The organism is Alicyclobacillus shizuokensis NBRC 103103, assembly GCF_001552255.1.
Taxonomy (GTDB): domain Bacteria; phylum Bacillota; class Bacilli; order Alicyclobacillales; family Alicyclobacillaceae; genus Alicyclobacillus_G; species Alicyclobacillus_G shizuokensis.
This window is the reverse complement of the sequence record NZ_BCQV01000005.1, coordinates 39379-66006: the sequence shown is the minus strand read 5'-3', so window position 1 is coordinate 66006 and position 26628 is coordinate 39379. Positions and strand designations below refer to the sequence as shown.

General features: G+C 63.8%; 29 protein-coding genes and 1 other RNA gene. 26 read left to right on the top strand and 4 right to left on the bottom strand.

Translation table 11 applies throughout. The features are described from left to right. Positions 1-180 precede the first annotated feature (180 nt). On the bottom strand, positions 181-1503 hold the full coding sequence (locus tag ASH01S_RS02805; protein WP_067923091.1) for a glutamate-1-semialdehyde 2,1-aminomutase: 1323 nt from the start codon (positions 1501-1503) through the stop codon (positions 181-183). 119 nt (positions 1504-1622) lie between these two features. On the opposite strand from ASH01S_RS02805, the gene ASH01S_RS18300 reads away from it, so the two are divergent. From ASH01S_RS18300 to ASH01S_RS02765, 9 genes are all read left to right on the top strand, one after another. Next, positions 1623-1796 (top strand): hypothetical protein, encoded by a 174-nt coding sequence (locus ASH01S_RS18300; RefSeq protein WP_157066954.1) that lies wholly within the window; start codon positions 1623-1625, stop codon positions 1794-1796. 88 nt (positions 1797-1884) lie between these two features. Next, a complete protein-coding gene (gene hisS, locus ASH01S_RS02800; protein WP_306302852.1) occupies positions 1885-3519 on the top strand; it encodes a histidine--tRNA ligase in 1635 nt (544 codons plus the stop codon). Further along, positions 3516-5321, top strand: coding sequence for an aspartate--tRNA ligase (gene aspS / locus ASH01S_RS02795; RefSeq protein ID WP_067923088.1), 1806 nt, complete (start codon positions 3516-3518; stop codon positions 5319-5321). Before hisS ends, aspS begins: the two co-directional genes overlap by 4 nt. Before the next feature lie 84 nt (positions 5322-5405). Continuing rightward, a non-coding RNA gene (gene ssrS, locus ASH01S_RS02790) (6S RNA) lies at positions 5406-5586 on the top strand. A 39-nt stretch (positions 5587-5625) separates the two neighbouring features. After that, complete coding sequence (locus ASH01S_RS18935) at positions 5626-6108, top strand: DUF5654 family protein (protein ID WP_174520712.1); 483 nt, start codon at positions 5626-5628, stop codon at positions 6106-6108. A 206-nt stretch (positions 6109-6314) separates the two neighbouring features. Further along, positions 6315-7658 (top strand): replication-associated recombination protein A, encoded by a 1344-nt coding sequence (locus ASH01S_RS02780; protein ID WP_083516770.1) that lies wholly within the window; start codon positions 6315-6317, stop codon positions 7656-7658. Next, complete coding sequence (locus ASH01S_RS02775) at positions 7655-8065, top strand: RrF2 family transcriptional regulator (protein WP_067923082.1); 411 nt, start codon at positions 7655-7657, stop codon at positions 8063-8065. Before ASH01S_RS02780 ends, ASH01S_RS02775 begins: the two co-directional genes overlap by 4 nt. A gap of 109 nt (positions 8066-8174) precedes the next feature. After that, on the top strand, positions 8175-9311 hold the full coding sequence (locus tag ASH01S_RS02770) for a cysteine desulfurase family protein (protein ID WP_067923077.1): 1137 nt from the start codon (positions 8175-8177) through the stop codon (positions 9309-9311). A 257-nt stretch (positions 9312-9568) separates the two neighbouring features. Continuing rightward, positions 9569-9763, top strand: a complete 195-nt coding sequence (locus ASH01S_RS02765; protein ID WP_067923074.1) for a YrzR-like zinc ribbon domain — start codon at positions 9569-9571, stop codon at positions 9761-9763. A 55-nt stretch (positions 9764-9818) separates the two neighbouring features. Here the strand turns inward: ASH01S_RS02765 and crcB (ASH01S_RS02760) are convergent, their stop codons facing one another. Together crcB (ASH01S_RS02760) and crcB (ASH01S_RS02755) are read right to left on the bottom strand one after the other, a co-directional pair. Continuing rightward, on the bottom strand, positions 9819-10211 hold the full coding sequence (crcB, locus tag ASH01S_RS02760) for a fluoride efflux transporter CrcB (protein WP_067923071.1): 393 nt from the start codon (positions 10209-10211) through the stop codon (positions 9819-9821). Between the two features lie 2 nt (positions 10212-10213). Further along, positions 10214-10618, bottom strand: a complete 405-nt coding sequence (crcB, locus tag ASH01S_RS02755; protein ID WP_067923068.1) for a fluoride efflux transporter CrcB — start codon at positions 10616-10618, stop codon at positions 10214-10216. 195 nt (positions 10619-10813) lie between these two features. On the opposite strand from crcB (ASH01S_RS02755), the gene ASH01S_RS02750 reads away from it, so the two are divergent. The 16 genes from ASH01S_RS02750 (at position 10814) to ASH01S_RS02675 (ending at position 24899) form a co-directional block, all read left to right on the top strand. Next, positions 10814-11875: an AI-2E family transporter gene (locus tag ASH01S_RS02750; protein ID WP_067923065.1), complete on the top strand. Its 1062-nt coding sequence runs from the start codon at positions 10814-10816 to the stop codon at positions 11873-11875. 117 nt (positions 11876-11992) lie between these two features. Next, on the top strand, positions 11993-12298 hold the full coding sequence (locus ASH01S_RS02745; RefSeq protein ID WP_067923063.1) for a hypothetical protein: 306 nt from the start codon (positions 11993-11995) through the stop codon (positions 12296-12298). A 344-nt stretch (positions 12299-12642) separates the two neighbouring features. Continuing rightward, positions 12643-15282, top strand: a complete 2640-nt coding sequence (gene alaS, locus ASH01S_RS02740) for an alanine--tRNA ligase (protein ID WP_067923060.1) — start codon at positions 12643-12645, stop codon at positions 15280-15282. Between the two features lie 91 nt (positions 15283-15373). Continuing rightward, positions 15374-15649: an IreB family regulatory phosphoprotein gene (locus ASH01S_RS02735; RefSeq protein WP_067923057.1), complete on the top strand. Its 276-nt coding sequence runs from the start codon at positions 15374-15376 to the stop codon at positions 15647-15649. Then, complete coding sequence (ruvX, locus tag ASH01S_RS02730) at positions 15621-16070, top strand: Holliday junction resolvase RuvX (RefSeq protein WP_306302851.1); 450 nt, start codon at positions 15621-15623, stop codon at positions 16068-16070. The genes ASH01S_RS02735 and ruvX overlap by 29 nt, the downstream gene beginning before the upstream one ends. After that, positions 16071-17162, top strand: coding sequence for an endolytic transglycosylase MltG (mltG, locus tag ASH01S_RS02725; RefSeq protein ID WP_067923052.1), 1092 nt, complete (start codon positions 16071-16073; stop codon positions 17160-17162). Positions 17163-17229: 67 nt separating this feature from the next. Next, positions 17230-18756: a penicillin-binding transpeptidase domain-containing protein gene (locus ASH01S_RS02720; protein WP_067923049.1), complete on the top strand. Its 1527-nt coding sequence runs from the start codon at positions 17230-17232 to the stop codon at positions 18754-18756. Positions 18757-18799: 43 nt separating this feature from the next. Then, positions 18800-19501 carry an RNA polymerase sporulation sigma factor SigK gene (sigK, locus tag ASH01S_RS02715; RefSeq protein WP_067923046.1) on the top strand — a complete coding sequence of 234 codons (702 nt, stop codon included), beginning with the start codon at positions 18800-18802 and terminating at the stop codon, positions 19499-19501. A 69-nt stretch (positions 19502-19570) separates the two neighbouring features. Continuing rightward, positions 19571-20110, top strand: a complete 540-nt coding sequence (locus ASH01S_RS02710) for a YqeG family HAD IIIA-type phosphatase (RefSeq protein WP_067923043.1) — start codon at positions 19571-19573, stop codon at positions 20108-20110. Continuing rightward, the gene (locus tag ASH01S_RS02705) at positions 20107-21282 is read left to right on the top strand and encodes a GTPase (RefSeq protein ID WP_067923040.1); all 1176 of its coding nucleotides are present in this window, start codon (positions 20107-20109) and stop codon (positions 21280-21282) included. Before ASH01S_RS02710 ends, ASH01S_RS02705 begins: the two co-directional genes overlap by 4 nt. 118 nt (positions 21283-21400) lie before the next feature. After that, a complete protein-coding gene (locus ASH01S_RS02700) occupies positions 21401-21613 on the top strand; it encodes a hypothetical protein (RefSeq protein ID WP_067923037.1) in 213 nt (70 codons plus the stop codon). Between the two features lie 47 nt (positions 21614-21660). Continuing rightward, positions 21661-22521, top strand: coding sequence for a shikimate dehydrogenase (gene aroE / locus ASH01S_RS02695; RefSeq protein ID WP_067923034.1), 861 nt, complete (start codon positions 21661-21663; stop codon positions 22519-22521). Between the two features lie 37 nt (positions 22522-22558). Further along, positions 22559-23140, top strand: a complete 582-nt coding sequence (nadD, locus tag ASH01S_RS02690) for a nicotinate (nicotinamide) nucleotide adenylyltransferase (protein ID WP_083516768.1) — start codon at positions 22559-22561, stop codon at positions 23138-23140. A 58-nt stretch (positions 23141-23198) separates the two neighbouring features. After that, the gene (gene yqeK, locus ASH01S_RS02685) at positions 23199-23801 is read left to right on the top strand and encodes a bis(5'-nucleosyl)-tetraphosphatase (symmetrical) YqeK (protein ID WP_067923027.1); all 603 of its coding nucleotides are present in this window, start codon (positions 23199-23201) and stop codon (positions 23799-23801) included. A gap of 16 nt (positions 23802-23817) precedes the next feature. Then, entirely contained in the window at positions 23818-24165 is a 348-nt protein-coding gene (gene rsfS / locus ASH01S_RS02680) for a ribosome silencing factor (protein WP_067923024.1), read from the top strand. Further along, positions 24162-24899 carry a class I SAM-dependent DNA methyltransferase gene (locus ASH01S_RS02675; RefSeq protein ID WP_067923021.1) on the top strand — a complete coding sequence of 246 codons (738 nt, stop codon included), beginning with the start codon at positions 24162-24164 and terminating at the stop codon, positions 24897-24899. The genes rsfS and ASH01S_RS02675 overlap by 4 nt, the downstream gene beginning before the upstream one ends. A gap of 42 nt (positions 24900-24941) precedes the next feature. Here ASH01S_RS02675 and mntR read toward each other — a convergent pair whose 3' ends face one another. Further along, on the bottom strand, positions 24942-25370 hold the full coding sequence (mntR, locus tag ASH01S_RS02670; RefSeq protein ID WP_083516785.1) for a transcriptional regulator MntR: 429 nt from the start codon (positions 25368-25370) through the stop codon (positions 24942-24944). A gap of 199 nt (positions 25371-25569) precedes the next feature. On the opposite strand from mntR, the gene ASH01S_RS18995 reads away from it, so the two are divergent. Then, a complete protein-coding gene (locus tag ASH01S_RS18995) occupies positions 25570-26625 on the top strand; it encodes a ComEA family DNA-binding protein (RefSeq protein WP_067923016.1) in 1056 nt (351 codons plus the stop codon). The last annotated feature ends 3 nt before the right edge of the window (positions 26626-26628 follow it).

Sequence of the window (26628 nt, the reverse complement as noted above, 5' to 3'; positions counted from 1 at the left end):
GCACGCACGCTTTCACACCCGGCGAAGACTATCGGGGTCCAATGGTACCGATGGGGGTCCTATATGGCCTGTGCGAAAATTGTACAAATTCACCTTTTCGCGCGCATGTGGCCGATTTATGCTGAAACCGCGGCAGATGGGCGGGAGATGTTGAGCCTTCAACCGCCCATGCTGGCGTCGTCAAACCTCTGGACTTGGTCCGGTCATCTCCGCAAAAGCCTCAGCGACAGCCTGCAGGGTCTCGTCGACATCCGCATCCGAGTGCGGCTCGGAGACGAACCAGGCTTCGTATTTCGACGGCGCAATGAACACGCCGCGCTTCAGCACGGCGTGGAAGAAACGGGCAAACTGCCAGCTGTCGGTGGCCTGCGCCTGTGCGTAGTTGGTGACGGTGTGCCGCCCGAAGAAGACGGTGAAGGCCCCTTGCACACGATTGATGGTGATATCGATCCCGGTGGTGCGGGCGGCCGCCAGAATGCCTTGCTCCAGGCGCTCACCGAGGCGCGAGAGGTGGTCATAGAATCCCGGCCGCGCCAGCACCTCGAGACACGCCAGGCCGGCGCGCATGGACGCGGGATTGCCCGCCATCGTTCCCGCCTGGTAGGCGGGCCCCAACGGAGCCACCAGTTCCATCACCTCGCGCCTTCCCCCGTAGGCCCCTATCGGCAGTCCACCGCCGATGATCTTGCCGAGCGCGTAGAGGTCCGGGTGGACACCGTACAGTTGCGCCGCGGTTCCATAATGAAAACGAAAAGCGGTGATGACTTCGTCGAAGATGACCAGCGCCCCGTGCTGGTGTGCCTGCTCAATGACCGCTTTCAGGTACCCTTCCTTGGGCGGCACGATGCCGAAGTTGCCGACAATCGGCTCCACCAGGACGGCCGCCACGTCCTCTCCGTGCGCCGCGAGCGCGGCGGACAGCGCCTCCAGGTCGTTGTACGGCACCGTGACAACCTCGCCGGCGGTCCCGGCGGTCACACCTGCACTGTCGGGAACACCGATGGACGATGGCCCTGATCCAGCCGCAACCAGCATCAGGTCGGAGTGCCCGTGGTAGCACCCGGCGAATTTGATCACCTTGCTGCGCTGGGTTGCGGCCCGCGCCACGCGAATCGTGGTCATCACCGCCTCAGTGCCGGAATTGACGAAGCGAATCCGTTCCAAATCGGGGACGGCGGCGCGCAGACGCTCGGCGAACTCGACCTCCCAACGCGTCGGCGTCCCGTACAAGATGCCGTCGTACGTCGCTTGGCGCAAGGCCTCCATGACGTGCGGATGGGCGTGCCCGAGGATGCCTGGCCCGTAGGCTCCCAGGTAATCAATGTAGCGGTTGCCGTCCACGTCAAAGAAGTACGCGCCTTCGCCCCGTTCCATGACAATCGGGACGCCGCCGCCGACCGACTTGAAAGATCGGGACGGGCTGTTCACGCCGCCGATGATGACGTTCTGGGCGCGGTCAAACCAGGCGCGCGATTGTGTGATGTCGAGACCGCGAGTGTTCATGCCATGCTCTCCTTTGGTTCAAGGATGGTGAAGCCGTCCTTGATGGTAACACACTTTTGCATGCTGGAAAGGGGCTTCGCGCACGCTAAGGGGCAGCCGCTGCGGCTGGAGGTGGGGATGTGCGCAGGTCTGAGGTGCGAATCAACCAGAGCGCGCTGCTGTTGACCGAGGTATGCGATGCGACGGGGGCGCAGAGACAGGCGGAGGCCGAAAGTTTTCACGCGCGGCCGACGGAACCGCTCTGGCATCCCGGAGAGCGGCCGGGGCGCTCGGGTCTGGTGCGAAGAAATTGACACTCCCGCAGCGTCTGCGTATAATTTGCAATTAATTGTCTCCGACCGGAGCACAACCATCTTCACACAGGCATATCGATCCGATTTGATGACGAGGACGAGTACCCCCGTATCTGTACCCAGAGAGACCTGTCCTGGCTGCGAGCAGGTTTACGGAGCGGGTGGGAACGACACCTCCGAGAACCTGTCTCAAAGACCCGTTCGAAGCGGTCCCAAGGACAGGCGGCAGGCGCCCGTTACGCGCAGCAAGGGGAGTCGCGCCGCGCCTGGATTGGGTCTTGATGGGCAGACGTCAGGCCAGCAGGCGGGGCGGCTCAAGCAGGGTGGCACCGCGGAAGGCGAACGCTTTTCGTCCCTGCCGGTTGACGGCGGCGGACGGAAGGCGTTTTTTGTTGCCGCCATGGTTCGGCCGCCTCGCGGCCAGGACGAGTTCAGGAAAGAAGGTGAGGACATGCTGGTGCAACGGCCAAGAGGCACCTCGGATATTTTGCCGGCCACGGTCGGCCTCTGGCGGCAGATCGAGGACGTGGTGCGCAGGACGTTTGCCGAGTATCACTACGCCGAGATTCGGACACCAATGTTTGAACACACGGAGCTGTTCGCACGCGGGGTCGGGGAGACCACGGACATAGTCGAGAAGGAGATGTACACCTTCGAGGACCGCGGCGGCCGCAGCCTGACGCTGCGGCCGGAAGGCACCGCCGGCGTCATCCGCGCCTACGTGGAGAACAAGTTGTACGGACAGCCCGGCGTCGCCAAGTTGTTCTATCTCGGGCCCATGTTTCGCTACGAAAAGCCTCAGAAGGGGCGCGAGCGCCAGTTCCACCAGTACGGCTGCGAGGTGCTCGGGTCCGATTCACCTGCGTTGGATGCGGAAGTGGTCGCTTTGCACGTCTACCAGTTGCAGGAGCTGGGCGTCCAGGGGGCCACGGCGGTGCTGAACAGTGTCGGTTGCCCGGTTTGCCGGCCCCGGCACCGAGAGCAGATGCTGGCTCGACTGCTCCCGGTCAAGGACCAGCTCTGCAGCGATTGCCAGAACCGTCTCGAGCGCAACCCGCTGCGCATCTTCGACTGCAAGAACGAGCGCTGCCAACGGCTGCTGGTGGAGGTGGGGGCGCCGACGATTCTGGAATCGCTGTGCGCAGACTGCGAAGCCCACTTCGCCAGCGTGCGCCGCTATTTGGAGGCGCTCGGCGTGCCCTACCGGATCGACGCGCACCTGGTCCGAGGCCTGGACTACTACACGCGCACCGCGTGGGAAATCAAGGTGGAGGGCTTTGGTACCCTTGGCGGCGGCGGCCGCTACAACGCCCTGGTCCGTGAACTGGGCGGTCCCGAGACCCCGGGTGTCGGCTTCGGCACCGGCATGGAGCGTATTTTGCTCATCCTGTCGGAACAAGGCGGCGCAAGCCCGGCGTCGCGCCGAGACCTGGACGTGTACGTGGCCGTGGCCGACGAACAGGCGGACGTATACGCGATGCGGGTGCTCAAGACCCTGCGAGAGGCGGGGGTGCGGGCGGATCGCGATTACCAGGGCCGGTCCGTCAAGGCCCAGTTCAAGGCGGCCGACCGTGAGGGCGCCCGCCTGGCGGTGGTGGTGGGTTCCAGTGAGCAAGCGGAGCAACAGGTAACGGTAAAGGACCTGGCGAGTGGGGAGCAGTCGACCATCCCGCTGTCGGAGCTGGTGGCGGCTGTACAGAAGGTCGAGGAGGCATCGGTATGAGCGCGCAGACACTGATTCGCACGCACATGGTGCGGGAGACGCTGGAGGTTACGCCCGGGAGTGTGGTCACCCTGAGCGGTTGGGTGAGCCGGCGGCGGGATCTCGGCAGCATCGTGTTCATTGACCTGCGTGACCGCAGTGGCGTCGTTCAACTTGTCTTCGACGCCGAAAAGGGCACTCCGCAGACGGCCATGGAGCTGGCCGGGCAGCTGCGCAGCGAGTATGTGATTGCTGTGCGCGGGACCGTGGTGGTGCGCGATGAGCAGTCGGTCAACCCGAAAATCGAAACCGGGCGCATCGAGGTGGCGGTGGAGGCGCTGGAGGTCATCAACGAGTCCAAGACGCCGCCGTTCTATATCCAGGACGGCCTGGACGTGGACGAAGCTGTGCGCTTGCGCTACCGCTACCTGGACCTGCGCCGGCCCGAGATGCTGCGGATGTTGCAGCTGCGCCACCAGGTGGCGCGAGCGATGCGCCGGTACCTGGATGACCACGGGTTTCTCGAAATCGAGACGCCGATGCTCACGCGCAGCACGCCGGAGGGCGCCCGCGACTACCTCGTGCCCAGCCGCCTGCAGCCGGGAGAGTTCTATGCTCTGCCGCAATCGCCGCAGCTGTTCAAGCAGCTTTTGATGGTCGCCGGTGTGGAGCGTTACTATCAGATGGCGCGCTGCTTCCGCGACGAGGACCTGCGCGCGGACCGGCAACCGGAGTTCACCCAGTTTGACATCGAGCAGTCGTTCATCCCGCAGGAGACCTTCCAGTCGATGATGGAAGAGATGATGGTGGAGGTGTTTCGCAGCGTCCTCGGCGTCGAACTGCCGACCCCGTTCCCGCGCATGACCTACCAGGAGGCCATGGAGCGCTACGGATCGGACAAACCCGACCTGCGCTTTGGCCTGGAGCTGGTGGACCTGTCCGATTTGGTGGCCGACAGCGAATTCCGCGTCTTCCGCAACGCGCTGGCCGCGGGCGGCGTGGTCAAGGCCGTGCGCGCCCCCAAGTGCGCGGGCTTCACCCGCAAGCAGACAGATGAGTGGAACCAGTTTGCCGCAGCCCATGGCTTACCGGGGCTGGCGACCATCGCCCTGACGGAGAGCGGTATCAAGTCGTCCATCGGCAAGTTCTTCAGCGCCGAGGCGCTGGGCAACATGGCCGCCCGGGCGGGAGCGGAGCCTGGTGATCTGGTGTTCATCGCCGCCGGTCCGCGGGCGGTGGTGCTGCCGGCGCTGGGCGCCGTGCGGAGCCGCCTCGGCACGGAATTGGAACTGCTGGAGCCAGGATTTCGCTTCCTCTGGGTGGTGGACTTCCCGCTGTTGGAGTACGATCCGGAGGAGAGGCGCTACGTTGCCATGCACCACCCGTTTACCATGCCGAAGTGGGAGGACCTTGATTTGCTGCGGACAGATCCGCTCGCCGTCCGCGCCCAAGCCTACGACCTGGTGCTCAACGGGTTCGAGGTGGCGGGCGGGAGCATGCGCATCTACCGCCGGGAGATCCAAAACCAGATGTTTGAACGGATCGGCTTCAGCCCCGAGAAAGCGTACGAGAAGTTTGGCTTTTTGCTGGATGCGTTCGAATACGGGACGCCGCCGCACGGAGGCATCGCCTTCGGGTTTGACCGGCTGGTGATGATCATGGGCGGGCGCAAGTCGCTGCGCGACTGCATCGCGTTCCCCAAGACCTCCAGCGGCACGGACCTGCTCACCGGCGCGCCCAGTGGGGTCAGTCCCGAGCAGTTGGCGGTACTGGGATTGCGCACGACGGCAGGCCCGCGCACGGTCGGGGCTGGGCCCGGGTAAAAGCGGGAACGAATCCAGAATGTGTGGCGTCTGACCGTACTTGCGGAGGCGGGCCCGAGGTGATACGATAGTCACACAACCGATGACGCCCTGCGCTGTTGGTGCAAGCCTCTTCGTTTTGAGCCAACACCCAATTGAGAGGGAGTTCGGAGTCTCTTTCGTGAACACCTGCCTCGGAACGAGGACTTGTCTCACGACGGAGCAGGACACCCACCTGCGAGAGCAGGTTCAAAACTCCAGGTTTCACGGCAGGAGCGGGGCGCGTCGCGATACATAGCAAAGGCGGCAACGTGGACATGACGCGTTGCCTTTTCAATTGCCAAGCAAGTCCATCGATTTGAGCGCGGATGCGCGCGGGCACGAGCATAGGCCATACTGTACGATGCTGGACCAGCAGATTGATATGGAGGTGGTCATGATTCACCGTGAACTGATGGACAAAATGGTCAGCCTTGCGACCTCCGCCTTTGGCTTGGTCGCGGCATTGGCCTGGAATACTTTGATTCAGAACCTAATCACGGATTATATCGCCAAGTATTTTCCGAAATCCAGCGTGCTGTGGTCGCTGTTGTACGCGGTGCTGGTCACCGGGCTGGCGGTTTGGGTGACCGTCGCGCTCAGCCGCCTGGCGGCTCGCATCGTGCGTCGCGAAGAGACGCGCGAACCATCCCAGGCTGAAGTGCTGGAGGAGGCCATTGTGAAGGCGTTGCGCCGCGTGCGCATGGAGCAAGAAGCGGCGAAGTTGGGCCACGCGGACGCCGATGCGCTCGAGACCGATGCCCCGTAGTCGGGCGGACAGTGGCTGGAATGGCGAGGCTATGTTGTACACCAGTCTATGCAGTCGATGGCCCGAAGTTCGGTGTGTGCGTACATAGGTTGCCTGCCATGGGCTGGGCTGATTATAATAGGTTAAAGTTGAGTGGCTTACTTGGAAATTGAGATTGGGCTGCGGCCGCATCATGCAGGTCGACGCATACGGGCAGGTCGATAGCATTGGATTTGTTCACGTGGCAGGCACAACAGGAAGAACAGGAGAACGCGCCCCTGGCGCACCGCATGAGGCCGCGCCGGTTTGACGAGGTGGTCGGGCAGCCGCACCTGGTCGGGCCCGGCAGCACGCTGCGGCGTGCGATTGAATCCGGCCGGCTGGTGTCCGTTCTGTTGTACGGCCCGCCTGGCACGGGCAAGACCACGCTGGCTCAGGTTATCGCCAACGAGACCAAGGCGCGTTTTGAGAGCCTGAACGCGGTCTCCGCCGGGGTGGCGGAAATTCGCCAGGTGGTGCAGGCCGCCAAGGACGAGCAGGCCATGTACCACCGTCGGACACTGTTGTTCATCGACGAAATTCACCGTTTCAACAAGGCCCAGCAGGACGCGCTTTTGCCGCACGTGGAGGCGGGGCTTCTGACGCTGATTGGCGCCACAACGGAGAACCCGCACATTCATGTCAACCCGGCGTTGGTGAGCCGATCGCACGTCTTCCGCCTGCGTCCGTTGTCGGCGTCCGACCTGCAGGAGTTAATTGAGCGCGCCCTCGCGGATCAGGAACGCGGGCTCGGCCGCTACCAGGCCGCGCTGGCGGAGGACGCGCGCGCCGCGCTCATCCGCTACGCCGGCGGCGACGCGCGGCGAGCACTCAACACGCTGGAGATGGCGGTCATGTCGTCGACACTGGCCCCTGACGGGCGGACGCAGGTGACCTTGGCCGACGTGCAGGCGGTGATTCAGCAGCGGCACGTCCTTTACGACCGCGATGGAGACGAGCACTACGACACCATCTCCGCCTTCATCAAGTCGGTGCGCGGATCGGACGCGAATGCGGCCTTGCTCTGGTTGGCGAAAATGATTGAGGGCGGGGAGGACCCGCGGTTTATCGCCAGGCGGCTTATCATCCTGGCTTCCGAGGACATCGGCAATGCCGATCCGCATGCCCTGCCGCTGGCGGTCGCGGCCCTGCACGCCGTGGAGGCGATTGGCATGCCCGAGGGGCGCATCCCGCTCGCCCAAGTGACCACATACTTGGCGACGGCGCCCAAATCAAACCACGCCTATCGTGGCATCAACCAAGCCCTGGCGGATGTGCGGAGCGGGATTCCCTTGACCGTGCCCGCCCACTTGCGCGGAACCGGCTACAAGGGTGCAGCGCGCTTGGGCAGCGGCGTCGGTTACAAGTACCCGCATGATTACCCAGAGCGGTATGTGGAGCAGAATTATTGGCCGGAGGGGGTCGAGCCGCGGGTGTATTACGAAGCCGAGGCGGTTTGTCCGCCGGCCCCTGAGCAGCCGGGGAACGGACGAGCCAGTCAACCAACAGACCGGCGGGGGGTGACGAGATGAAGATATCGACAAAAGGACGCTACGGTCTCATGTTGATGGTCGACCTGGCCGCGAGCGAAGGGAACAATCCGGTTTCCGTCAAATCGATTGCGGAGCGCCAGTCGCTCTCCGAGCATTACCTGGAACAGCTGATTGCTCCCCTGCGCAACGCCGGTTTGGTGCGCAGCATCCGCGGCGCCTACGGCGGATACGTGTTGGCCAAAGGCAAGAATGAGATCACCGTGAAGGATGTCATTTTAACCTTGGAAGGGCCGCTGGAGCTGGTGGACGACGACATCGAAGACGGCTTTGATGAGTTGTGGGAACGCCTGCGGCAGGCGATTCTGTCCGTGTTGGAAGGGTTGACGCTGGAAGACTTGGTCAACATGAAGGATAAATACAACGGGACCTTCATGTACTACATCTGACTCGTCCGTCCGGTCGCCCGTCGGTCGTATGCGCGAGCCGCACCCCGGTTCCAGAACGTGACCCCCGGGGCTGCGGCTTTCTCGTCTGTGCAAGACAGGGGGTGAGTTTGTGATTTATCTCGACAATGCGGCCACAACCAAGCCCTATCCGGAGGTGGTGGAGACGGTACAGCAGTGGCTGACCGCCCCCCCTGGTAATCCGTCCAGCCTGCACCAGGGCGGGCGGCGCATGCGCGAGGCGGTTGACCAGGCGCGCTCCGAACTGGCTAAGTTGCTGGGCTGTGAGGCCAGGGAGTTGGTGTTCACCAGCGGTGGCACCGAATCAGTGCAGGCTGCCCTGGTGGGAGCGTTCTTGGCGGCGGGAGGCCGCGGCAGCGTGGTGGTGTCGGCCGTGGAACACCATGCGGTTCTGCACACGTGTGAGTGGTTAGAGGGCTTGGGAGCCCGCGTGGTGAAGGTCGGCGTGGACCGCACCGGCCGCGTGCAGGTGGATGAACTGCTGTCCGCGCTGGAACCGGATACGCGCGTGGTTTCGCTGATGGCCGTCAACAACGAGCTTGGCACGCTGCAGCCGGTGCGTGAGGTGGCGCGCCTGGTGCGTGCCCGGATGCCGCAGGTGGTGGTTCACTCGGACATGGTGCAGGCGCTGGGGGTCGTGGACCTGGGACCGGACCTGTTGGGCGTGGATTTGGCCAGCTTTTCCGCACACAAGGTGCACGGGCCACAGGGAGTCGGGCTGCTGTACATTCGTCAGGGGGCGCGGTGGACGCCCGTGCTGCGCGGCGGGGCCCAGGAGCGGGATCGGCGGGCGGGCACGGAAAACGTGGCCGGCATCGCCGGTTTCGGAGCGGCTGCCAAACGCCTGGATGGGGCGCGGGAGCAGCGCCTCCGTCTCCTCGCGCGTCTGCGTCAGCAGTTCCTGGGCGCGCTGGAAGGCATACCTGGGGTGTGGGTGAACAGTCCGCCCGACGCCTCGCCGGCCATCGTCAACGTGAGTTTTTCCGGTGTTCGCAATGACACCCTGTTGATGCGCCTGGATCTTGAAGGGGTCGCCGCGTCCGCTGGAGCGGCTTGCTCTGCGGGCAGTCTGGAGCCCAGTCACGTCCTTCGGGCGTGCGGGCTGCCGCAGGAGCGGGTGGCATCAGCCGTGCGCTTCAGTTTTTCGGAGGACACCAGGGAAGAGGATGTGCGAAGGGCGGCGCAGATCGTGGCTCGAGTGGTCTCGGAGCTTCGAGAAACCGTCTGATTGTATTTCTCAGAGAAGGGTGTTTTCCCTTGCCACGCTTGGAGGTTGCCGTGACTGTACCAATTCCTGCATTGCAACAGTGGGGGAGATGGTTTACCATATCAATAGATTTTCCTATGCATATGTTTCTGCATACGAAATATTCATCTGTATAAGTTTTCTGAAAGAGAATGCTCTCTTTCTGACTCCTCGTCCGTTTGCCGGCTGGTGCAAGTGGATAAGATAATATTAGGATTCTCGGTAAAGGGGACGGAACCATGAGGTGTCCACATTGTAACTGTCGGGATGTCGGAAGGATTGGTGCCAATCAGTATTACTGCTGGGGTTGTTTCATGGAGTTCAACGTCGCCGGTGAAGAAGTGAGGGTTTACGAGGTGGCGGAAGATGGGTCGTTGGTGGCCGTGGACCAGCTGGAAGGGCCTTCGCTGGGCTTGGGTTCAGAGGCCGTGTAGGTGCCATCGGACACCCATTGACAAGGGCGTACGGGAATCCCTCGTGCGCCCTTTTTCAATGGGTGGATTCGCTGCCCGCCGGCAGCCCGTACAGTCCTATGGCTGAAGCGGCCAGGCCGATCACCAGGGATGTCAGGATATAGACGGCGGCCGTCTGCAGGCGCCGTTCGCGCAGCAGGATGACCGATTCGTAGCAGAACGTGGAGAAGGTCGTGTACGCCCCGCACAGTCCAGTTCCGAGCAACAGCATGGCAGTGGGCGCAAGCCCACTGGGCAGCCAGACTCCCAGCCAGCGTGTCAGCCACCCCAATAAAAACGAACCACTAACGTTGATGACGAGCGTTGCCAACGGAAAGGACACCACCAGTCGTTCCGACACCCAGCGCGACAGTTGGTAGCGCAGCAGGGCACCGACGACGCCGCCGATACCCACCCAGAGAAATGGCATCCTTACGCCTCCTCGCTCACATCATCCGTCAGGTTGAGTCGGTTTTGCCAATGGGCTAGGAAAAAACCTAGCGCCGCAAGCGCGAGCCCGCCGACAAAGGACAGGAGCACGTACAGTAGCGCCCATAGATAGGCGTGCGCGGCCAGGAGCGACCACACCTCGCTGGTGAACGTGGAGAAGGTCGTGAACGCCCCGACCAGCCCGGTGCCAATGCCCAGCCGCAGGTGCGGATGGATGGCGACGCGTTCCAGTGTGATGGTGTAAAACCACGCCAGAAAAAAACTGCCTGCCAGATTGATGCCCAAGGTCGCCGCCGGGAAGCCGTGCACCGTACCGACCCATTCGCTGATCAGGTAGCGCAGACAGGCGCCGATGCCCCCTCCCAGAGCGACCGCCAAGTACGGCATGAACAGCCCCCTTTCCGTCCAGGCCTACGCCCGGAGCGTAGCTTGAGTATACGAAATTAGAGCGGTTGTGAACAAGCCGACCGGGCCTGGCGCACCCGCCGTGGGAATCGTCCACAGTCTCGGAATGGAAGGTGGAGCAGCATGCATATACTGGGAGAGAGAGCTTGTTCGCTGGGCTGGCAGGGGGGATGAGGCTTGAACGTCAGCGATCGCTACCTGCGCTTCGTGACCGCCGTCTTTGTCACCTTGCTCTGCCTGTATTTGATTGGCCAGTTGCGCGCCTTCTTTGGGGATATTTGGGACGTCATCAAGGTGGTCCTGATTCCGTTTCTGGCCGCACTCATCATTTCCTACATCCTGCAGCCGATTGTCGAACTCCTGGCCCGGCGGAGAGTGCCGCGAGCCGCCGCGATTGCCCTGATTTACATCTCTTTCATCCTCCTCCTGGCGGTGATTGTGGTCAACTGCATTCCGCTAGTGTCGCAGCAACTCAATCAACTGATTGTGCATCTCCCCACCCTGGCCCAGCGCGTCGACAGCTGGCTCGACAACGTGTCTGCGCACACGCGCTACCTGCCGGACGCGCTGCGCAAATCGGTGGAAGCGGCGACCGGCCGCCTGGAGGAGCGGGTCAGCAGCTGGGCCAGCCGGCTGATCTCCGGGCTGAGTGGTACGCTGAACGCCGTGTTCGTGGCGTTCACCGTCCCGTTTTTGGTGTTTTACATGCTCAAGGACGCTCGGGCCATTGGGCGCGCCATGGTGCGGCTGTGCCCAGCCCGGCACCGTGACGAGGTGCGACACATTCTCGCCGGCATCGACACCACCCTAGGGCGCTATGTGCGCGGCCAACTGTTGGTGATGCTGGTGGTCGGGGTTCTGACCTACGCGGGGCTTTTGATTGTCCACATGCCGTATGCTTTGCTGTTGGCCCTGCTGATGGCCCTGATGGACCTGGTGCCGTACATCGGCCCCTTCTTGGGCGCGACCCCCGCCGTACTGTTGGCATTTGCCATCAGTCCTCAGATGGCCTTGAAGGTGATGATTGTCAACGCGGTGGTGCAGCAGTTGGAGGGCAACCTGATTTCCCCCCAAATCATGGGGCGCACCTTGGATCTGCACCCGATGCTGATTGTGGCGGCCATTCTCATCGGCGGTGAGGTGGGCGGCATGCTCGGCCTGATTGCGGCGGTGCCGCTGGTGGCCGTGATCAAGGTCGCCTGGCAGCAGATCCGTGCCTACCGCCACCGCGCCGAATAGGACGTTTCCTGGACACGCGGTGCCCGCCCGTGGCAAAATGGGCGTGACTCTGCAGGGCTGCGATAGGTCGGGCAGCGCGGCGCGCCTGTCGCTGGGATGGACAGGTGAGGCCGGAGCATGAGCGCGGGAAAGTGGGGCGAGTCGATGCACAGGGCAATTACGCTGGTTGCGTTGGCGGACGGTATGCTGTTTGTGGCCATGGCCATCTGGCGGGCCCTTCACGCCATGCCCGGCGGGTGGATGCCGGTCTACGAGGCGTTGGCGGCGCTCGGCCTGGTTCTCGGCGTGTACGGATTTGTCCTGCTCATCCGCTTTCCACAGCAGCATCTGCGCACCGCCACCCTGTGCGTCCTGTTTGCTCTGGCGCCCGGCTGCCAGGCGCTGGTCAGCCTGCTCAGCTGGCTCGGCGGCCAGCCGGTGTGAGGCGGATGGCCGTCTGTTTGACAAGTTCTTTTCCCAGTGTGTAAAATAGGGCAGAAATTACCGTGATCACGGATACGTCTATCGGCACAAGCGATGAAGGACCCAAGTAGGCCGGGTTGCGGGCAGCGCAGAGAGGGCGCTCATGGCTGCGAGGCACCCCACCCGTCCGGCCCAAGCCAGTCTGGAGTGTCAACCACCGGGATCCGCCCGTTACCGCGGGATATGAGTGACGCGCACCGAGGAGCCGGTTGCGCGTAATCAGGGTGGTACCGCGAGCAACTCCTCTCGTCCCTGCCGGGATGTGGGGAGTTTTTTGGTGAACAGGCGAATGGAGGATTCGGTATATGAAACGGTTGAGTGGACAAGACATTCGGAGGCTCTACAAGCAGTTTTTTGCGGAGCGCGGGCACCTGGTGTTCCCCAGCGCCAGCCTGGTTCCCCACGACGACCCCACGCTGCTGTGGATCAACGCCGGCATGGCGCCGCTCAAGCCTTACTTTGACGGCCGCGAGATTCCCGAGCGGCCGCGCATCGTCAGCTCGCAAAAGTGCATTCGCACCAATGACATTGAAAACGTCGGCTATACGGCCCGTCACCAGACCTTCTTCGAGATGCTCGGCAATTTTTCCTTCGGCGATTACTTCAAGCGCGAGGCCATCACCTGGGCGTGGGAGTTCCTTACCCAGTATCTGGAACTGGATCCCGAGCGGCTGTCGGTGACGGTGCATGTCAGCGACGACGAGGCCTATCAGATCTGGCACCAGGAGGTGGGATTGCCCGACGAGCGGATTGTCCGCGGAGAAGAGGACAACTTCTGGGAGATCGGCGAAGGTCCCTGCGGGCCCTGCTCGGAGATCTTTTATGACCGCGGCGAGTCGTTTGGCTGCGGCAAGGCGGACTGCGGTCCGGGCTGCGACTGTGACCGCTTCCTGGAGATCTGGAACCTCGTCTTCACCCAGTACAACAAGGACAAGGCCGGTGAATACACCCCGCTGCCGAAGCGAAACATCGACACCGGCATGGGCTTGGAGCGGATGGCGTCGGTGCTGCAGGAGGTCGACAGCAACTTCGAGACTGACCTGTTCCGGCCTCTTCTTGACCAGACGGCCGCCATCAGCGGTCTGCCGTTCGGCAAGGACCCGGGGCGGGATGTGCACTTTAAAATTATCGCCGATCACATCCGCACGGCCGCGTTTGCGGTCGGGGACGGGGTGCTGCCGGGCAACGAGGGGCGCCACTACATTATCCGCCGCCTGCTCCGGCGGGCCGTGCGCAGCGGCCGCAAGCTCGGGCTCGAAAAGCCGTTCTTGCATCAGCTTGTGCCGGTGGTCGCCGACATCATGGGCGCGGACTACCCGGAGCTGCGGGAGAAGCTAGACCTCATCCGGCGTGTCGTGCGCACGGAGGAGGAGCGGTTCCAGGCGACGTTGGCGGAGGGCGAGGCGCTGCTTTTGCAGCTGGTCGAGGACATTCGCAAGCGCGGTGGGGACCGCTTGTCGGGAACAGAGGCGTTTCGACTGTACGACACGTTCGGGTTCCCCGTCGACCTGACGGAGGAGATCGCAAAGGAACACGGGGTGGCTGTCGACCGCGCGGGTTTCGAGGCCGAGTTGGAAGCCCAACGGGAGCGGGCGCGCGCTGCGCGGCAGTCGGTTGAAGGCATGAACGCGACGCGCGGGGCGCTGGAGACCATCACGGCGCCAAGCCGCTTTGTCGGATACGAGCGCCTGGAGTGCGACGCGACCGTGCTGGCCATTGTCCGGGACGGCAAGCGGGTGGATACGGCCGAGGACGGGGCCGAGGTGCAGGTTATCCTCGATGAGACGCCGTTTTACGCGGAGAGTGGCGGGCAAATCGCCGATTCCGGTCGGCTCCTGGGCGAGCATGTGCAGATGACCGTGCTCGACGTGCAAAAAGCGCCGCACGGGCAGAACGTGCACACGGTACGGGTGGACTCCGGATCGTTAGCGACGGGCGATCACGTGCACGCGGTGGTGGATGCGGCCGCGCGTCGGGACATCACCAAAAACCACACGGCCACCCACTTGCTGCACAAAGCGTTGCGCGAGGTGTTGGGGAGTCACGTGGCCCAGGCGGGGTCCCTGGTCGAGCCTGACCGGCTGCGCTTTGACTTCTCCCACTTTGGCGCGCTCAGCAAAGAAGAGTGGGCGCGCGTGGAGGAACTCGTCAATGAAGCGATTTGGCGCGATGACAAGGTGGAGATCTTCGAAGCCGACCTGGATGAGGCCAAGGCCATGGGGGCCATGGCCCTGTTCGGGGAAAAGTACGGGAAGCGGGTGCGCGTGGTAAAGGCGGGCGATTGGAGCATCGAGCTGTGCGGCGGCTGCCACGTCGAACGCACCGGCCTGATTGGCCAGTTTCGCATCGTCTCCGAATCGGGCATCGGCTCCGGCGTGCGCCGCATCGAAGCGGTCACCGGCCGCGGAGCCTACCGCCACGCCCTCAGCCGCGAGCGGTTGCTGGAGGAGACGGCGCAGCGGCTGAAAACAACGCCGGCCGACTTGGTCGGGCGGGTGGAGCGCGTGTTGGCCGATGCGGCCGAGAGAGACCGCGAGTTGGCGTCGCTGCGCAGCCGGTTGAGCCAGGCGCGGACGCAGGAGCTGGCCCAGCAGGTGGTCACTGTGGCCGGCGTGCCGGTTGTCGCGGCGGTGGTTGCCGATACCGACATGGAGGGCCTGCGGCAGTTGGCGGACGGGCTGCGTGAACGCCTGGCGAGCGCTGTGATTGTTCTCGGCAGCCAGAGCGGCGGCAAGGTGCAGCTCGTGGCGGCGGTGTCTCCGGACCTGCAGCCGCGCGGTCTGCACGCCGGGCAGATTATCCGCCACGTCGCGGCGGTGACCGGCGGCGGCGGGGGCGGCCGCGCCGATATGGCGCAGGCAGGTGGTCGCGATGCGGCGAAACTGCCACTGGCCATCGAGCGGGTGCCAGAGATCGTCGCGGACGCGGTCAAGGTCAGCGGCTGACAAGCCGCAAAGGCGATGGGGAAGGGGTCCCCGTCTTGCACGAAAATACAGTACAATGTATGGGGAACGGTAGACGGGGGGTAGGTGTTCTATGGTGTTTCGATCCGACGAGACGATGCGGTTTCAGTCGCGGTTGGAAAACACGGAGGCGCGGCGGGCGTTTCAGCTGGCGTACCGGGCATTGTCAGAGAAAGGGTACAACCCGGTGTACCAGATAGCGGGTTATCTCATTTCGGGGGACCCGGCATACATCACCAGTCACCTGGATGCGCGCAATACCATTCGCCGCATCGAGCGGGACGAGCTGATAGAGGAACTGGTGCGGTGTTATGCCGAGCATGTACAGGATGAGGGTCCTCGGCATTGACTACGGTCGGGCCCGCATCGGCGTGGCGGTCAGTGATCCGACCGGTCTGTTGGCGCAAGGTCTCACGGTCATCCCCAGGCGGACAGATGAGGCAGCGGCCGCGGAGATTGCGCGCATCGCCCGCGAGCAGGCGGCCGAGTTGATTGTCGTCGGCCTGCCGCGGAGGATGGACGGATCGCTCGGCGAGCGGGCGGCTCAGTGTCAGGCGTTTGCTGAGCGCGTCGCCAGTGCCGCCGGATTGCCGGTGGACCTGTACGACGAACGGCTGACCACGGTGAGCGCCGAGCGCACGCTGATTGACGCGGACGTTGGGCGAGCAAGACGCCGGCAGGTGGTGGACAAGCTGGCCGCGGCGTTGATGCTGCAAGGATGGCTGGACAGCCGGCGGAAACGGGCAACGGATGATGGGAGCGGGTCATGATTGTCACTTTTTCCGAGGAGACGTTCGGACAGCCAAGTCGATGAGGCGAAGCGGCACCGTTGGTGGTGGCTTGTGCCGGCGGCGGCCGTCGTTGTCGCCGGGATCGCATTTGCCGGATGGGTCGGCCTGAATCTCCGCCCTCCCGCGAGCGACGAAGGCAACGTATTGGTGATGGTGCAGCCAGGTGAATCCGTAGCCGAGGTCGCGGACCAACTCCAGAACAAGGGGCTGATTCGCAGCGCCACCCTGTTTCGCTGGTACGTGAGCTACGTGCACAAGGGGCAAGAGGTCAAGGCGGGTGCATACCGCCTAACCTACGGACAGACACTGCCGCAATTGGTGACGGCGCTGACGGAAGGCACGGAGGCGGCCACGATTCGGGTGACCATCCCGGAGGGGTTCACCGTGACCCAGATTGCCGACCGGCTGGCTGTGGCAGGGGTGGTCAAGCGAAAGGCGTTTTTGCAGGAGGTGCAATCCGGGCACTTCCAGGAGCCGTTTTTGGCCGAAATCGGCCACAGACCACAGGTTCGGTGGCGGTTGGAGGGATACCTGTTCCCGGATACATATGAGTTTACCAAGGGCGAGTCAGCGCACGCGGTCGTCGGCGACATGCTGGAGGATTTCCAGCGGCGTGTGGCGAGTGTCTATGGGACGACGATGCACAGGCAGGGGCAGTCCTTGAGCCAAGTCGTTACGGAGGCGTCCTTGATTGAGAAGGAGGCCAAGGTGGACGCCGAACGGCCCCTGATTGCCAGCGTGATCAATAATCGGCTGCACCACCGGCCGCCCATGAAATTGCAGATTGACGCGACGATCGAATACATACTGGGGCATCGTGACGTGGTGACGGTTGAGGACACGCACGTCGACAATCCGTACAATACGTACTTGCACTCCGGGTTGCCCCCAGGGCCCATCGCCAGTCCGGGACTGGCGTCTATCCGGGCCGTACTCCATCCAGCTCACACCGACTACCTGTACTACGTGGCGAAAAACGACGGCTCCGGGGAGCACTACTTCGCGGCGACGTACGCCCAGCAGTTGCGCAACGAGGCCCGCAGTCAGCACAACCTTCACGCGCAGTCCTGACAGGCGCTTGACGTGTCTGGGAATGTATGGGTTCCCGGCCGGGCATCCTGTCTCGTACAGGAGGTTGATGACGGGAGCCGTGAACGGCAGGCGCTGGTTGTGGATGGTGACGCTCTGGTGGGTTGCTGTGGCCGCCCTGTTGGGGCGGCTGTTTGTCGTCGCGGTGCGCCCCGAGACGGCGAGTCCAGGCATCGGCGACGAGCGTGAGGCGCGTTGGCGGATGGACTCCGAGCACTTCCACCCGTTGCTGGTGGACGATGGGCGGGGACAGATTCGGTTTCGCAGCGGCCAGCCCTGGTCGGGGGCGAAGCGGTGGATTCAGTTCACTTCCCCGAACGGAGCGAGATTGAGTTGGCGGGTGCATACGGAAGCGCACTCGGGTCTTGTCGATCCGGTGGTCGGCCGCATCGGCCTGCCCGATCATTGGCCGGATGCGGGCCGTTTGGTATTGGAGCAGGGGCGCTCCGGGCTCGAGTACACGTTTGACCGCTGGCTGGCCTCGGGGAGGCCGGGATTTGTCGGCTGGTTGGAGGATGCCCGCGGGCGGACGCGCGGCGGCTGGTATACGCGCCCGGGGACCCCCGGCATCGACGTGCGTACAACGGTCGACGCGGCGTGGCAGGGCGAGGCTGAGGCCATCCTGGCCGAATCGGGAGCAACCCAGGCGGCCTTAGTCGTGTTGGATGTGGACAGCGGAGATGTACTGGCGATGGCCAGCCGCGATGTGCATGATCCCTGGCGCAACCACGCCGTGCAGCCGGAAACGCCCGGATCCGTATTCAAACTGGTCACGATGGCGGCAGCCCTGGAATCCTATCGTTTTCAACCAGACGCGCGCTTTTTTTGCGCCGGCGTCGTCCCGTTGGTCGGGGTGCGTATGCACTGTTGGCGCGCGCACGGTCGAGAGACGCTGGCACAGGCGTTGGCCGGCTCCTGCGACGTGGCGTTTGCGCTGGTGGGAGCGGCAGTCGGACCTGTCGGGTTGCAGGTGATGGCCGAACGATTGGGTCTCTACGAGACCGGGCTGCAGACGCACAGCGGGCTGCGCGTGCTGGCCGAGGCTGCACCCGGCCGGGTGTTCGTGGCTCCGCGGCGGGACGTGGGCCTGCTTGCCAACACGGCCATCGGGCAGCAGGACGTCCGCATGTCCCCGCTGCAGGCGGCGAATCTGGCCGCCACCATCGCCCGCGGCGGGGTGTACCGAGACGCACGTCTGGTCATCGACCTGGAGTCGCCGGGGGCGGGCCGGCGAGAGCTGACCTCCGGGCCCGGCCGGCGCGCCCTGTCGCCGGGAGTGGCCCACGCCATCGGCCAGGCGATGCGCGCAGCCGTGCGAGAGCCGCAGGGGACGGCGCATGCGCTCGTCAGCGCCCCGGTGCCGGTGGCGGTAAAGACGGGGACGGCAGAGCTGCCGCGGGCCGGGCGTGTTCACGCCTGGTTGGTCGGCTATTTTCCCGCCTCTCGGCCCCGCATCGCCTTTTCCGTGGCGGTATTCAATGCCTCCGAGGCACCCGCGCACCACCAGGTGTTCACGGCGGTCCGCAGGCTGACGTCGTGGTACAGGCAGTTTCACAGTCCCACCGACATACCTTAGGGATAGCGCGTGGGGCATCGCGCAGCCAACGGGGGTGCGGACTGTGACGGGATTGTTCACGCTTTTGCTGCTGGTGCTAAAAGATGTCTCGCTGTTTGTCTCATATGTCCGCAACAACGCCTTTCCGCAACCGTTGTCCGGCGAAGAAGAACGGATGTACGCTGAGCGTATGCTGGCGGGGGACACGGCGGCCAGAAACAAGCTGATTGAACACAACCTGCGGTTGGTGGCTCATCTGGTGAAGAAGTATGAGGGCACGGGAGAGGACCCGGAGGACCTGATTTCCATCGGCACCATCGGCCTGATCAAGGCGGTGGAGAGCTACCATCCCAAGTACGGCACGAAGCTGGCCACGTTTGCCGCTCGCTGCATCGACAACGAAATCCTCATGTACCTGCGCAGCACTCGCAAGCATCGGCGCGACACCTCCCTGGAAGAACCGATTGGACAGGACAAGGAAGGCAACGAACTGACGCTGTCCGACCTGTTGGGGACGGACGCGGATGCCGTGGTGCAGGCGGTCGATTTATCCTGGGAAAAGCAGAAGATGTTTGAACACCTGCCCAACCTGCCGGAGCGGGAGCGGGAGGTGTTGTGCAAGCGGTTCGGGCTGCCCGACGGGGAGGAGAAAACGCAACGCGAGATTGCCCAGGAGCTGGGGATCTCCAGGTCCTACGTGTCGCGCATTGAGCGCAAGGCTCTCAACCGTCTCTATGAACAGATGCGGGCGGGCCGGGCTCATTGAAGCACGGGTCCTCTTGGTCGCGGCTGCCAGATGTGCTAGAGTGAAATCGAGCTCTCGACGGGGGATGTCATGCGCAACCTGTGGATGAAACTGATGCCGGACGAATATGTGTCCAGCGTCTATGCGATAGATTTGGACAAGCTGCGCGACGGCGGGCGCCGCTTGCTGTTGTCGGACCTGGATAACACGCTGGTGCCGTGGAACGATGAGGTTGTGCCCGCGGCCTTGGCTGCCTGGTACAGGCGCGTGGTCGAGGCCGGGATGGATTTGTGCATCGTGTCCAACAACCGCGGCCCGCGTGTCTCAGAGTTCGCACGCCAACTGGGTGCGCGCGCCATCCCGGCGGCCAAGAAGCCAAGACCCCAGGCCTTTCTGGCAGCCATGGCTAGTTTTGACGTTGCGCCCGAGCAGACGGTGATGGTGGGAGATCAGCTCTTCACTGACATTCGCGGCGCCCGCCGGCTCGGGATTTACACAATTTTGGTGCTGCCTGTGTCGCATCGGGAATGGTGGGGGACGCGCTTGACGCGCTTAGCCGAGCGGGCGGCTTTCAAGGTGTTGGAACGCCACGGATTGGTGCGGCCGATTCAGGAGGGAGGGCGTGAATGAGCGAACAGCTGGTATGCAGCGGCTGCGGGGTGGCCTTGCAGAGTGAACGAGAGGACGAGCCCGGGTTCGTGCCGTTGTCGGCTTTGACCCGCCTGCAACCGGTCTGTCGGCGCTGCTATCGGATCACGCATTATGGTGAATTCTCGCCGGTGGTGGTGCCGGCCGCCGAGTATGAACGGCAGGTGGCTGAGGTCGGCAAGCGCCCGGATTTGGTCCTGTACGTGCTGGATGTGTTCGACCTGGAGGGCAGCTTGGTGCCGAATTTGGCCCGACACATCGGCAAGAGCCCGGTAGTGGTTATTGTCAACAAGGTGGACCTGTTGCCCAAGGAGGTGCGCGTCGAGACCCTGGCCGACTGGGTAGCGGAACGTGTGCGCTCGACCGGCGTGCAGCCGGCGGGGGTTTGTTTCGTCAGCGCTCGCAAAGGGCAAGGGTTGGACGCAGTGGACGGGTGGATTCAAGCGGAGGCGAAATCCCGCGCGTACGTGGTGGGGATGGCGAATGTCGGCAAGTCCACGCTGGTCAACCGATTGTTGGCCGGGACCTATCCGGAAGCTGCCGGTTTCACCGTGTCCCGCGTGCCGGGCACGACGGTGGGACTGGTCGGAGCCGACTATGCGACCAAGGGCGGCCACGAGGTTCAATTGATCGACACCCCAGGCCTGATTCAGGGGCGGCGCGCGATTGACCAGTTGTGCTCTGATTGTTTGGCCACCGCGGTACCGGAGACACGGCTGCGCCCGCGCGTGTATCAGCTGGATCCCGGGCAGTCGCTGTGGATTGGCAACTTTGCCCGCTTTGACTTGGTGGAAGGCGTCCATCAGCCGGTCGTCTGCTACGTCAGCAACAGCCTGACGGTGCACCGTACCAAGCTGGAACGGTCGGATACCTTCGGCCGGGAGCACGCCGACGACATCCTGCGCGTGCCCTGTCCGGCGTGCCGCCAGCGGTTGGGTCCGCTGCAGCGTCTTGAGGTTACCGCTCCGGCGCGGCAGAAGTCACAGGTGACGGCTGGCGGCATTCGGTTTGGCCGCCAGGGCGCCGATCTCACGCTGGCCGGCATCGGCTGGCTCGCTCTGTTCGGCCGGCCGCTGTGCGGGAATCTCTGGTTGCCCAGGCCGCTGGCCGTCACGGTGCGGCCGCGGCTACTGGGTCAACTCAGCCGCCGCTGACGCCGGCACCTAGGCGGCATAACGGTTCCCGCCTGCGAATACACCTACGGTAGTTGCCTGTGTGGACACGGGCGAAGCCCATCCGTGGGCGAGTACGCAGGGGGGAGCGTGAACCGACATGGGGTGCCGGGAGGTTGTGGTGACCGTCATGCGGGATCATCCGTTGCCTGTGGACCAGCTTCTCTACCAGATTCGCAAGTGCGTGCAAACGGTGCGCCGGGAGCACCCGGAACTGGCGGAAAGCCGCCTGCACGACGTGAGGCTGCGGGTGTGCGGAGGAGCTCTGCAAGCGGTGCTGCAGTTTCACGCATGGGAGGATGCCGGAGGTTGAGCATGCCGACGGCACGCAGATTGCGCGGCCAGGGTGGGAGGATACGTATGAAGAGAGTGTATGGATTGCTGGGGTGGCCGGTGGCTCATTCAGCGTCGCCGGCGATGATGAACGCGGCGTTCGCGGAGCTTGGCATCGACGCGGTGTACCTGGCGTTTGCTGTGCCGCCAGCGAACCTGCAGGCCGCCCTGGACGGCTTGTTGGCGCTCGGAGCGGGTGGGGTCAACATCACGATTCCGCACAAATTGGGCGCTTATCAGTGGGCCCCCCGGCACTCGGACGAGGCGCGCTTGGCCGGGGCGGTCAACACCTTGCGCCTGCACCCCTACTCTGATGGGGAAGACCCGGAAGCGGCCGACGTGATGGGCCACAACACCGATGTCGCCGGGTGGTGGACAAGCCTGCGGACGGCGTTGCCGCGAATGCCAAAGCGTGTGGTCATCCTTGGCGCTGGCGGGGCTGCGCGCGCGGCTCTGGCCGGGCTGGCCCTGTACGCGCCGACGGCCGAAGTGGGGCTGGCGGCGCGGAACCTGGAGAAGGCGGCAGAGACGGCTGCTTCGTTTCAGGAATACATATCTGTAAACCTGGTGTCGTGGCGGGAGCGGGAACAAGCGGTGGCGGCCGCCGACGTGGTCGTCAACGCGACGCCGATGGGCATGTGGCCGCAGGATGACACGTCGCCGATTGACGACGAAACTTGCCTGCACCCGGGCCAGGTTGTGCAGGACATGGTCTATCGTCCGCTAGAGACGCGTCTGTTGCAGCAGGCCGCCCGCCGCGGTGCCGAGCGGGTGGATGGACTGGATATGTTGGTGCGCCAAGGAGTGGAGGCGCTCGAATTCTGGCTCGGCGTCAGCGCCCCGGTGGAAGTGATGCGCCAGGCTGCGCGCGCGTCGCTGGGGCTCTGAGCCAGGCGTAGGAAAGAGGGGATAGAGGACGGAGGTCATCGTCTTTGGTGGCACGTTCGATCCGCCCCACATCGGCCATCTGGTGATGGCGGAGTTGGCGCGGGAGCAGACCGGAGCCGACCAAGTTTGGTTCATGCCGGCGGCCGTGCCGCCGCACAAAGGAAGGCCGTATCAGGACTTCGCGTGGCGTACGGAGATGGTCGCCGCGCTGATCGACGGCCGGGACGGGCTCTTGGTTTGTGCGATTGAGCAGGAACTGCCGCCGCCATCCTATACCGTGGACACGGTGGCGGAGCTGCGGCGGCGTCACCCCGAACACAGCTTTTGGTTTCTCATCGGCGCCGACAGCCTGCAAACCTTGCCGACGTGGCATGGCGCAGAGCGATTGGCGGGGGACATCCCGTTTCTTGTCGCGCCCCGCGCCGGCTACCCGACTGAGGAGTTGTTCCAGCGGGTGTCCCGTCAGCTGCCCGGTCTGCGCCTGCGGGCCATCGACATGCCTATCGTCGATGTCTCCTCCACGTGGCTCAGGCAGCGACTGCTGGCGGGAAAGTCGGCCTGCGGATTGATCCCAGAACGGGTCGTTCGCGTCTGGCAGCGGGCGGATGCGCCCGTGTAGCCGCGGCATGCCCCACACGGGGATAACGAGGATGTCTTGAACAGGGAGGGGTGTCCAGATGAAGGAGTCGGATATTGCGGCCAAGGTCCAGCGCGCGCTGTCGCCCGCCCGCTTTGCGCACGTGCAGGGGGTGGTGTCGACGGCAGCAGAGCTGGCTGTGCACCACGGCGTGAATGTGGAGCAGGCACGTCTGGCCGCCTGGCTTCACGATTACGCCCGGGAGTGGCCGCCAGAGCGGTTGTTGGCGGTGGTCGAGACGATGGGGCTGCCGGAGGAGATGATGGCCATCCCCGAGCTGTGGCACGGCCCGGTGGCGGCGCGCCTGGCGGTGAGTGAATTTGGCATCACCGACGAAGACATCCGCAACGCCGTGTTCTATCACACCACCGGGCGGATCGGCATGTCGCGCTTGGAGTGCGTGTTGTGTCTGGCCGACGCCGTGGAACCTACACGCCGCTATCCGCGAGTCGAACACCTGCGGGAGCTGGCGCGCCGTGATCTGATGCGAGCCTTGGCTGAGTCGTTTGACGCGACTATCCAGTATTTGATTGTGCGGCATGCAGCCATCTACCCGGGTACGGTCGCAGCCCGCAACGAACTGTGGCGCCAGGTCCAGGCCACCGAGAACACACCGCCGCAGGCAGGCGCCAATCATGTGTGAATAGGGAGGAACGTGCATGCCAACATCCATCCTGGAACTGGCGAAAGCCGCAGCCGACGCGGCTGCCGACAAGAAGGCGCAAGACATCGTGGCGCTCGATATTCATGAGCTGACGCCAATCGCGGATTGCTTTGTGATCTGCTCGGCTCGTTCAGGCACTCAGGTCGAAGCGGTGACGCGGGCGGTCCGCGATAAACTGGCCGAGATGGGTGTTGACTGCAAAGGCACCGAGGGGCTGGACGAGGCGCGTTGGGTCCTTATCGACTTCGGCGACCTTGTCGTCCACGTGTTTCGGCCGGAGGAGCGCGAGTTTTATCACCTGGAGCGGCTGTGGGGCGATGCCAAGGAGATTCCGCTGGCATGAACCCAGCCTACACAGAGCTGGCGTCCGTATACGACCGATTCATGGCGGATGCCCCGGATGACTGCTGGCTGGATTGGCTGGATGACCAGATTCCGGATCTCAAGGACAAGACGGCGGCCGATCTGGGCTGCGGGACCGGCCGCTTCACAGTGCGCTTGGCTCCGCGGGTCAAACGCCTCGTCGGCGTCGATGCGTCGGTGGCGATGCTGGCGGTGGCCTACGAGCGGGCCCGAGAGCTGCGCGTGCCGGTGCAATGGTTGCTCCAAGACCTGCGTAACCTGCGCCTGCCGGAGCCGGTGCACCTGCTGGTGTCCACCTGTGACAGTTTCAATTATCTCATCGATGCGGACGACTTTCGCCGCGCTCTGCTGGCTGCTCGGCACAATCTACTCCCGTCCGGGTGGCTGTGTTTCGATCTGATAGGCCCGAGCCGCGTCGCGTCTCTGGCGGACGGCTTGTCCTATGACTTGGACGAGGAGGCGGCCGTCATCTTCACCAGCGCCGTCGCGGCAAACGGGCTCGTCCAATATGAAGTGCACGCCTTTTTGCGGCAGGAGGACGGCGACTATCGGCGCATCGTGGAGGAACATCAGCAGCGCTTCTATCGGCAGGAGGAGGTTCGCGCCTTGCTCCAGGAGTGTGGCTTTACGCAGGTCCAGGTGCTGGGGGATTTTGGCCACACACCGGTGAGTCAGGCCGAGCGTTGGCTTGTGCGGGCAGTCCGTGAGCCGTAGGTTCGTGTGGCTCCCATGAGTTCTTCTCCTATGAGTCCTTCATTAGACGTCGCAGGCGTCGGCGCCAGCCTGGCGGCGTCTTTCGCGGAACGCCTGAAAGCCTTTGAGGCACTCCGGGTGTTCGTCGAAGAACAGCACCAGAGACTGCAGTGAGTCCAGAGTGCAGGGGCTGACGTGGTGCTCGATACCTTCCACGTCCTTCTGGATGATGTCTTCTTCGATGCCCAGCATGCGCAGGAAGGCGGCCAGGCGGTGATGACGCTGCTTCATCAGCTTGCCCAGTCGCTGCCCGCGGGAGGTCAGGACGATGCCGCGGTACTTCTCGTACGTCACGTAGTCGTTTTCATCCAACTTTTGCAACATTTTTGTTACCGAGGAAGGCTGCACATCCAGCGACGAAGCGATGTCGGAAACCCGTGCATAGCCTTTTTCGTTCATCAACTCGTATATCTTTTCTAGGTAATCCTCCATGCTTGGAGTCAACAAGTTTATAACCCCCACTGGGCCCTGTCCATCGACCGGGCATATGCCCCTTTATCTTACACATACGAGCGCTCATCGGCAATCTATGCATCGACTTCTGCAAAGGGATATGCTTTTTGCCGACGGGAAAACAGGAGTCCACGCTGGCTGGACCGAATTTCTGGACAAAAAAGCTGGAGGGTCTCGGATGGGAGAGCGACAGGACGAACCAGTCCTATCAATCTGGCAGGCCATGCAGCGGGAATGGGAGGTCGCACAAGCGGATGGCCGCAAGGACCAGTCGGGCGGCCGACAGCCAGCCCATGACAACTTTGGGGCCGCGGCTTCGGATGTCAGTGCGGAAGCCGACATACGGATGTTCAATGTTCCTTGGATCACACAGGAGGATTGGGAGGAGGCCCCGTCTGATCCAGGCAGTGTGAATCCTGATGGGGATTTCAGCCCAGAGGAGCGCAGTCACGGGGGGCAGCGAGGACAGGGCGGCTTACAGGAGCTTGCTGGCCGCCGTTTGCAGCGGCTGGCCGGGTGGCTGGCTCTCGCACTGGTGTTGGTGGCCGGCGGCTACGTTGCGGGAGCGTTGGGCTCCGGCTTGTCGATGACTCCCGACAACGATGTCTCCGGTCACGCGGTGGGCGGAGTGAAAAAAACTGGTAGCCATGCTTTCAACGCCGATTCGCAAAATCAAATTATAATTGACGTACATGGGGATGTGAAGCGGCCTGGGGTGTACACGCTGCCGTCCGGCTCCCGCGTCGGCGACGCGGTGCGGGCGGCGGGCGGCTACCGACACGCGGCAGACCAGGCGGTGGTCAACGCGGCCGAGTTGCTGGACGACGGCGAGGAGGTCGTCATTCCCGACGCATCCAAGGCAGGCGCACACACCATCCAGAGGTCCTCCGGGATCGCGGGGTCGTCCACACAGGCGAGCAACAGCTCGGGCGCAGTCGCGGGTGGCGCAGCATCGACAGAGGGAGGACTGTCGGCCGGGGCCTCGAACGGAACTCCTGCGGCTGCCGGGGGCGGTAGTGCCGATGTGGCCAAGGTGGATCTGAACACCGCGGACGTGGCCACACTGGAAACCCTGCCCGGTGTGGGACCCACCCGCGCTGCGGACATCGTCCAGTACAGGCAGGAGCATGGACCGTTCGCTTCCGTGGACGATTTGGACAACGTACCCGGCATCGGGCCGGCCACGTTGGCGCGCCTGAAGCCGTACCTATACGTGTCGGCATACCAAGGCTAGGAT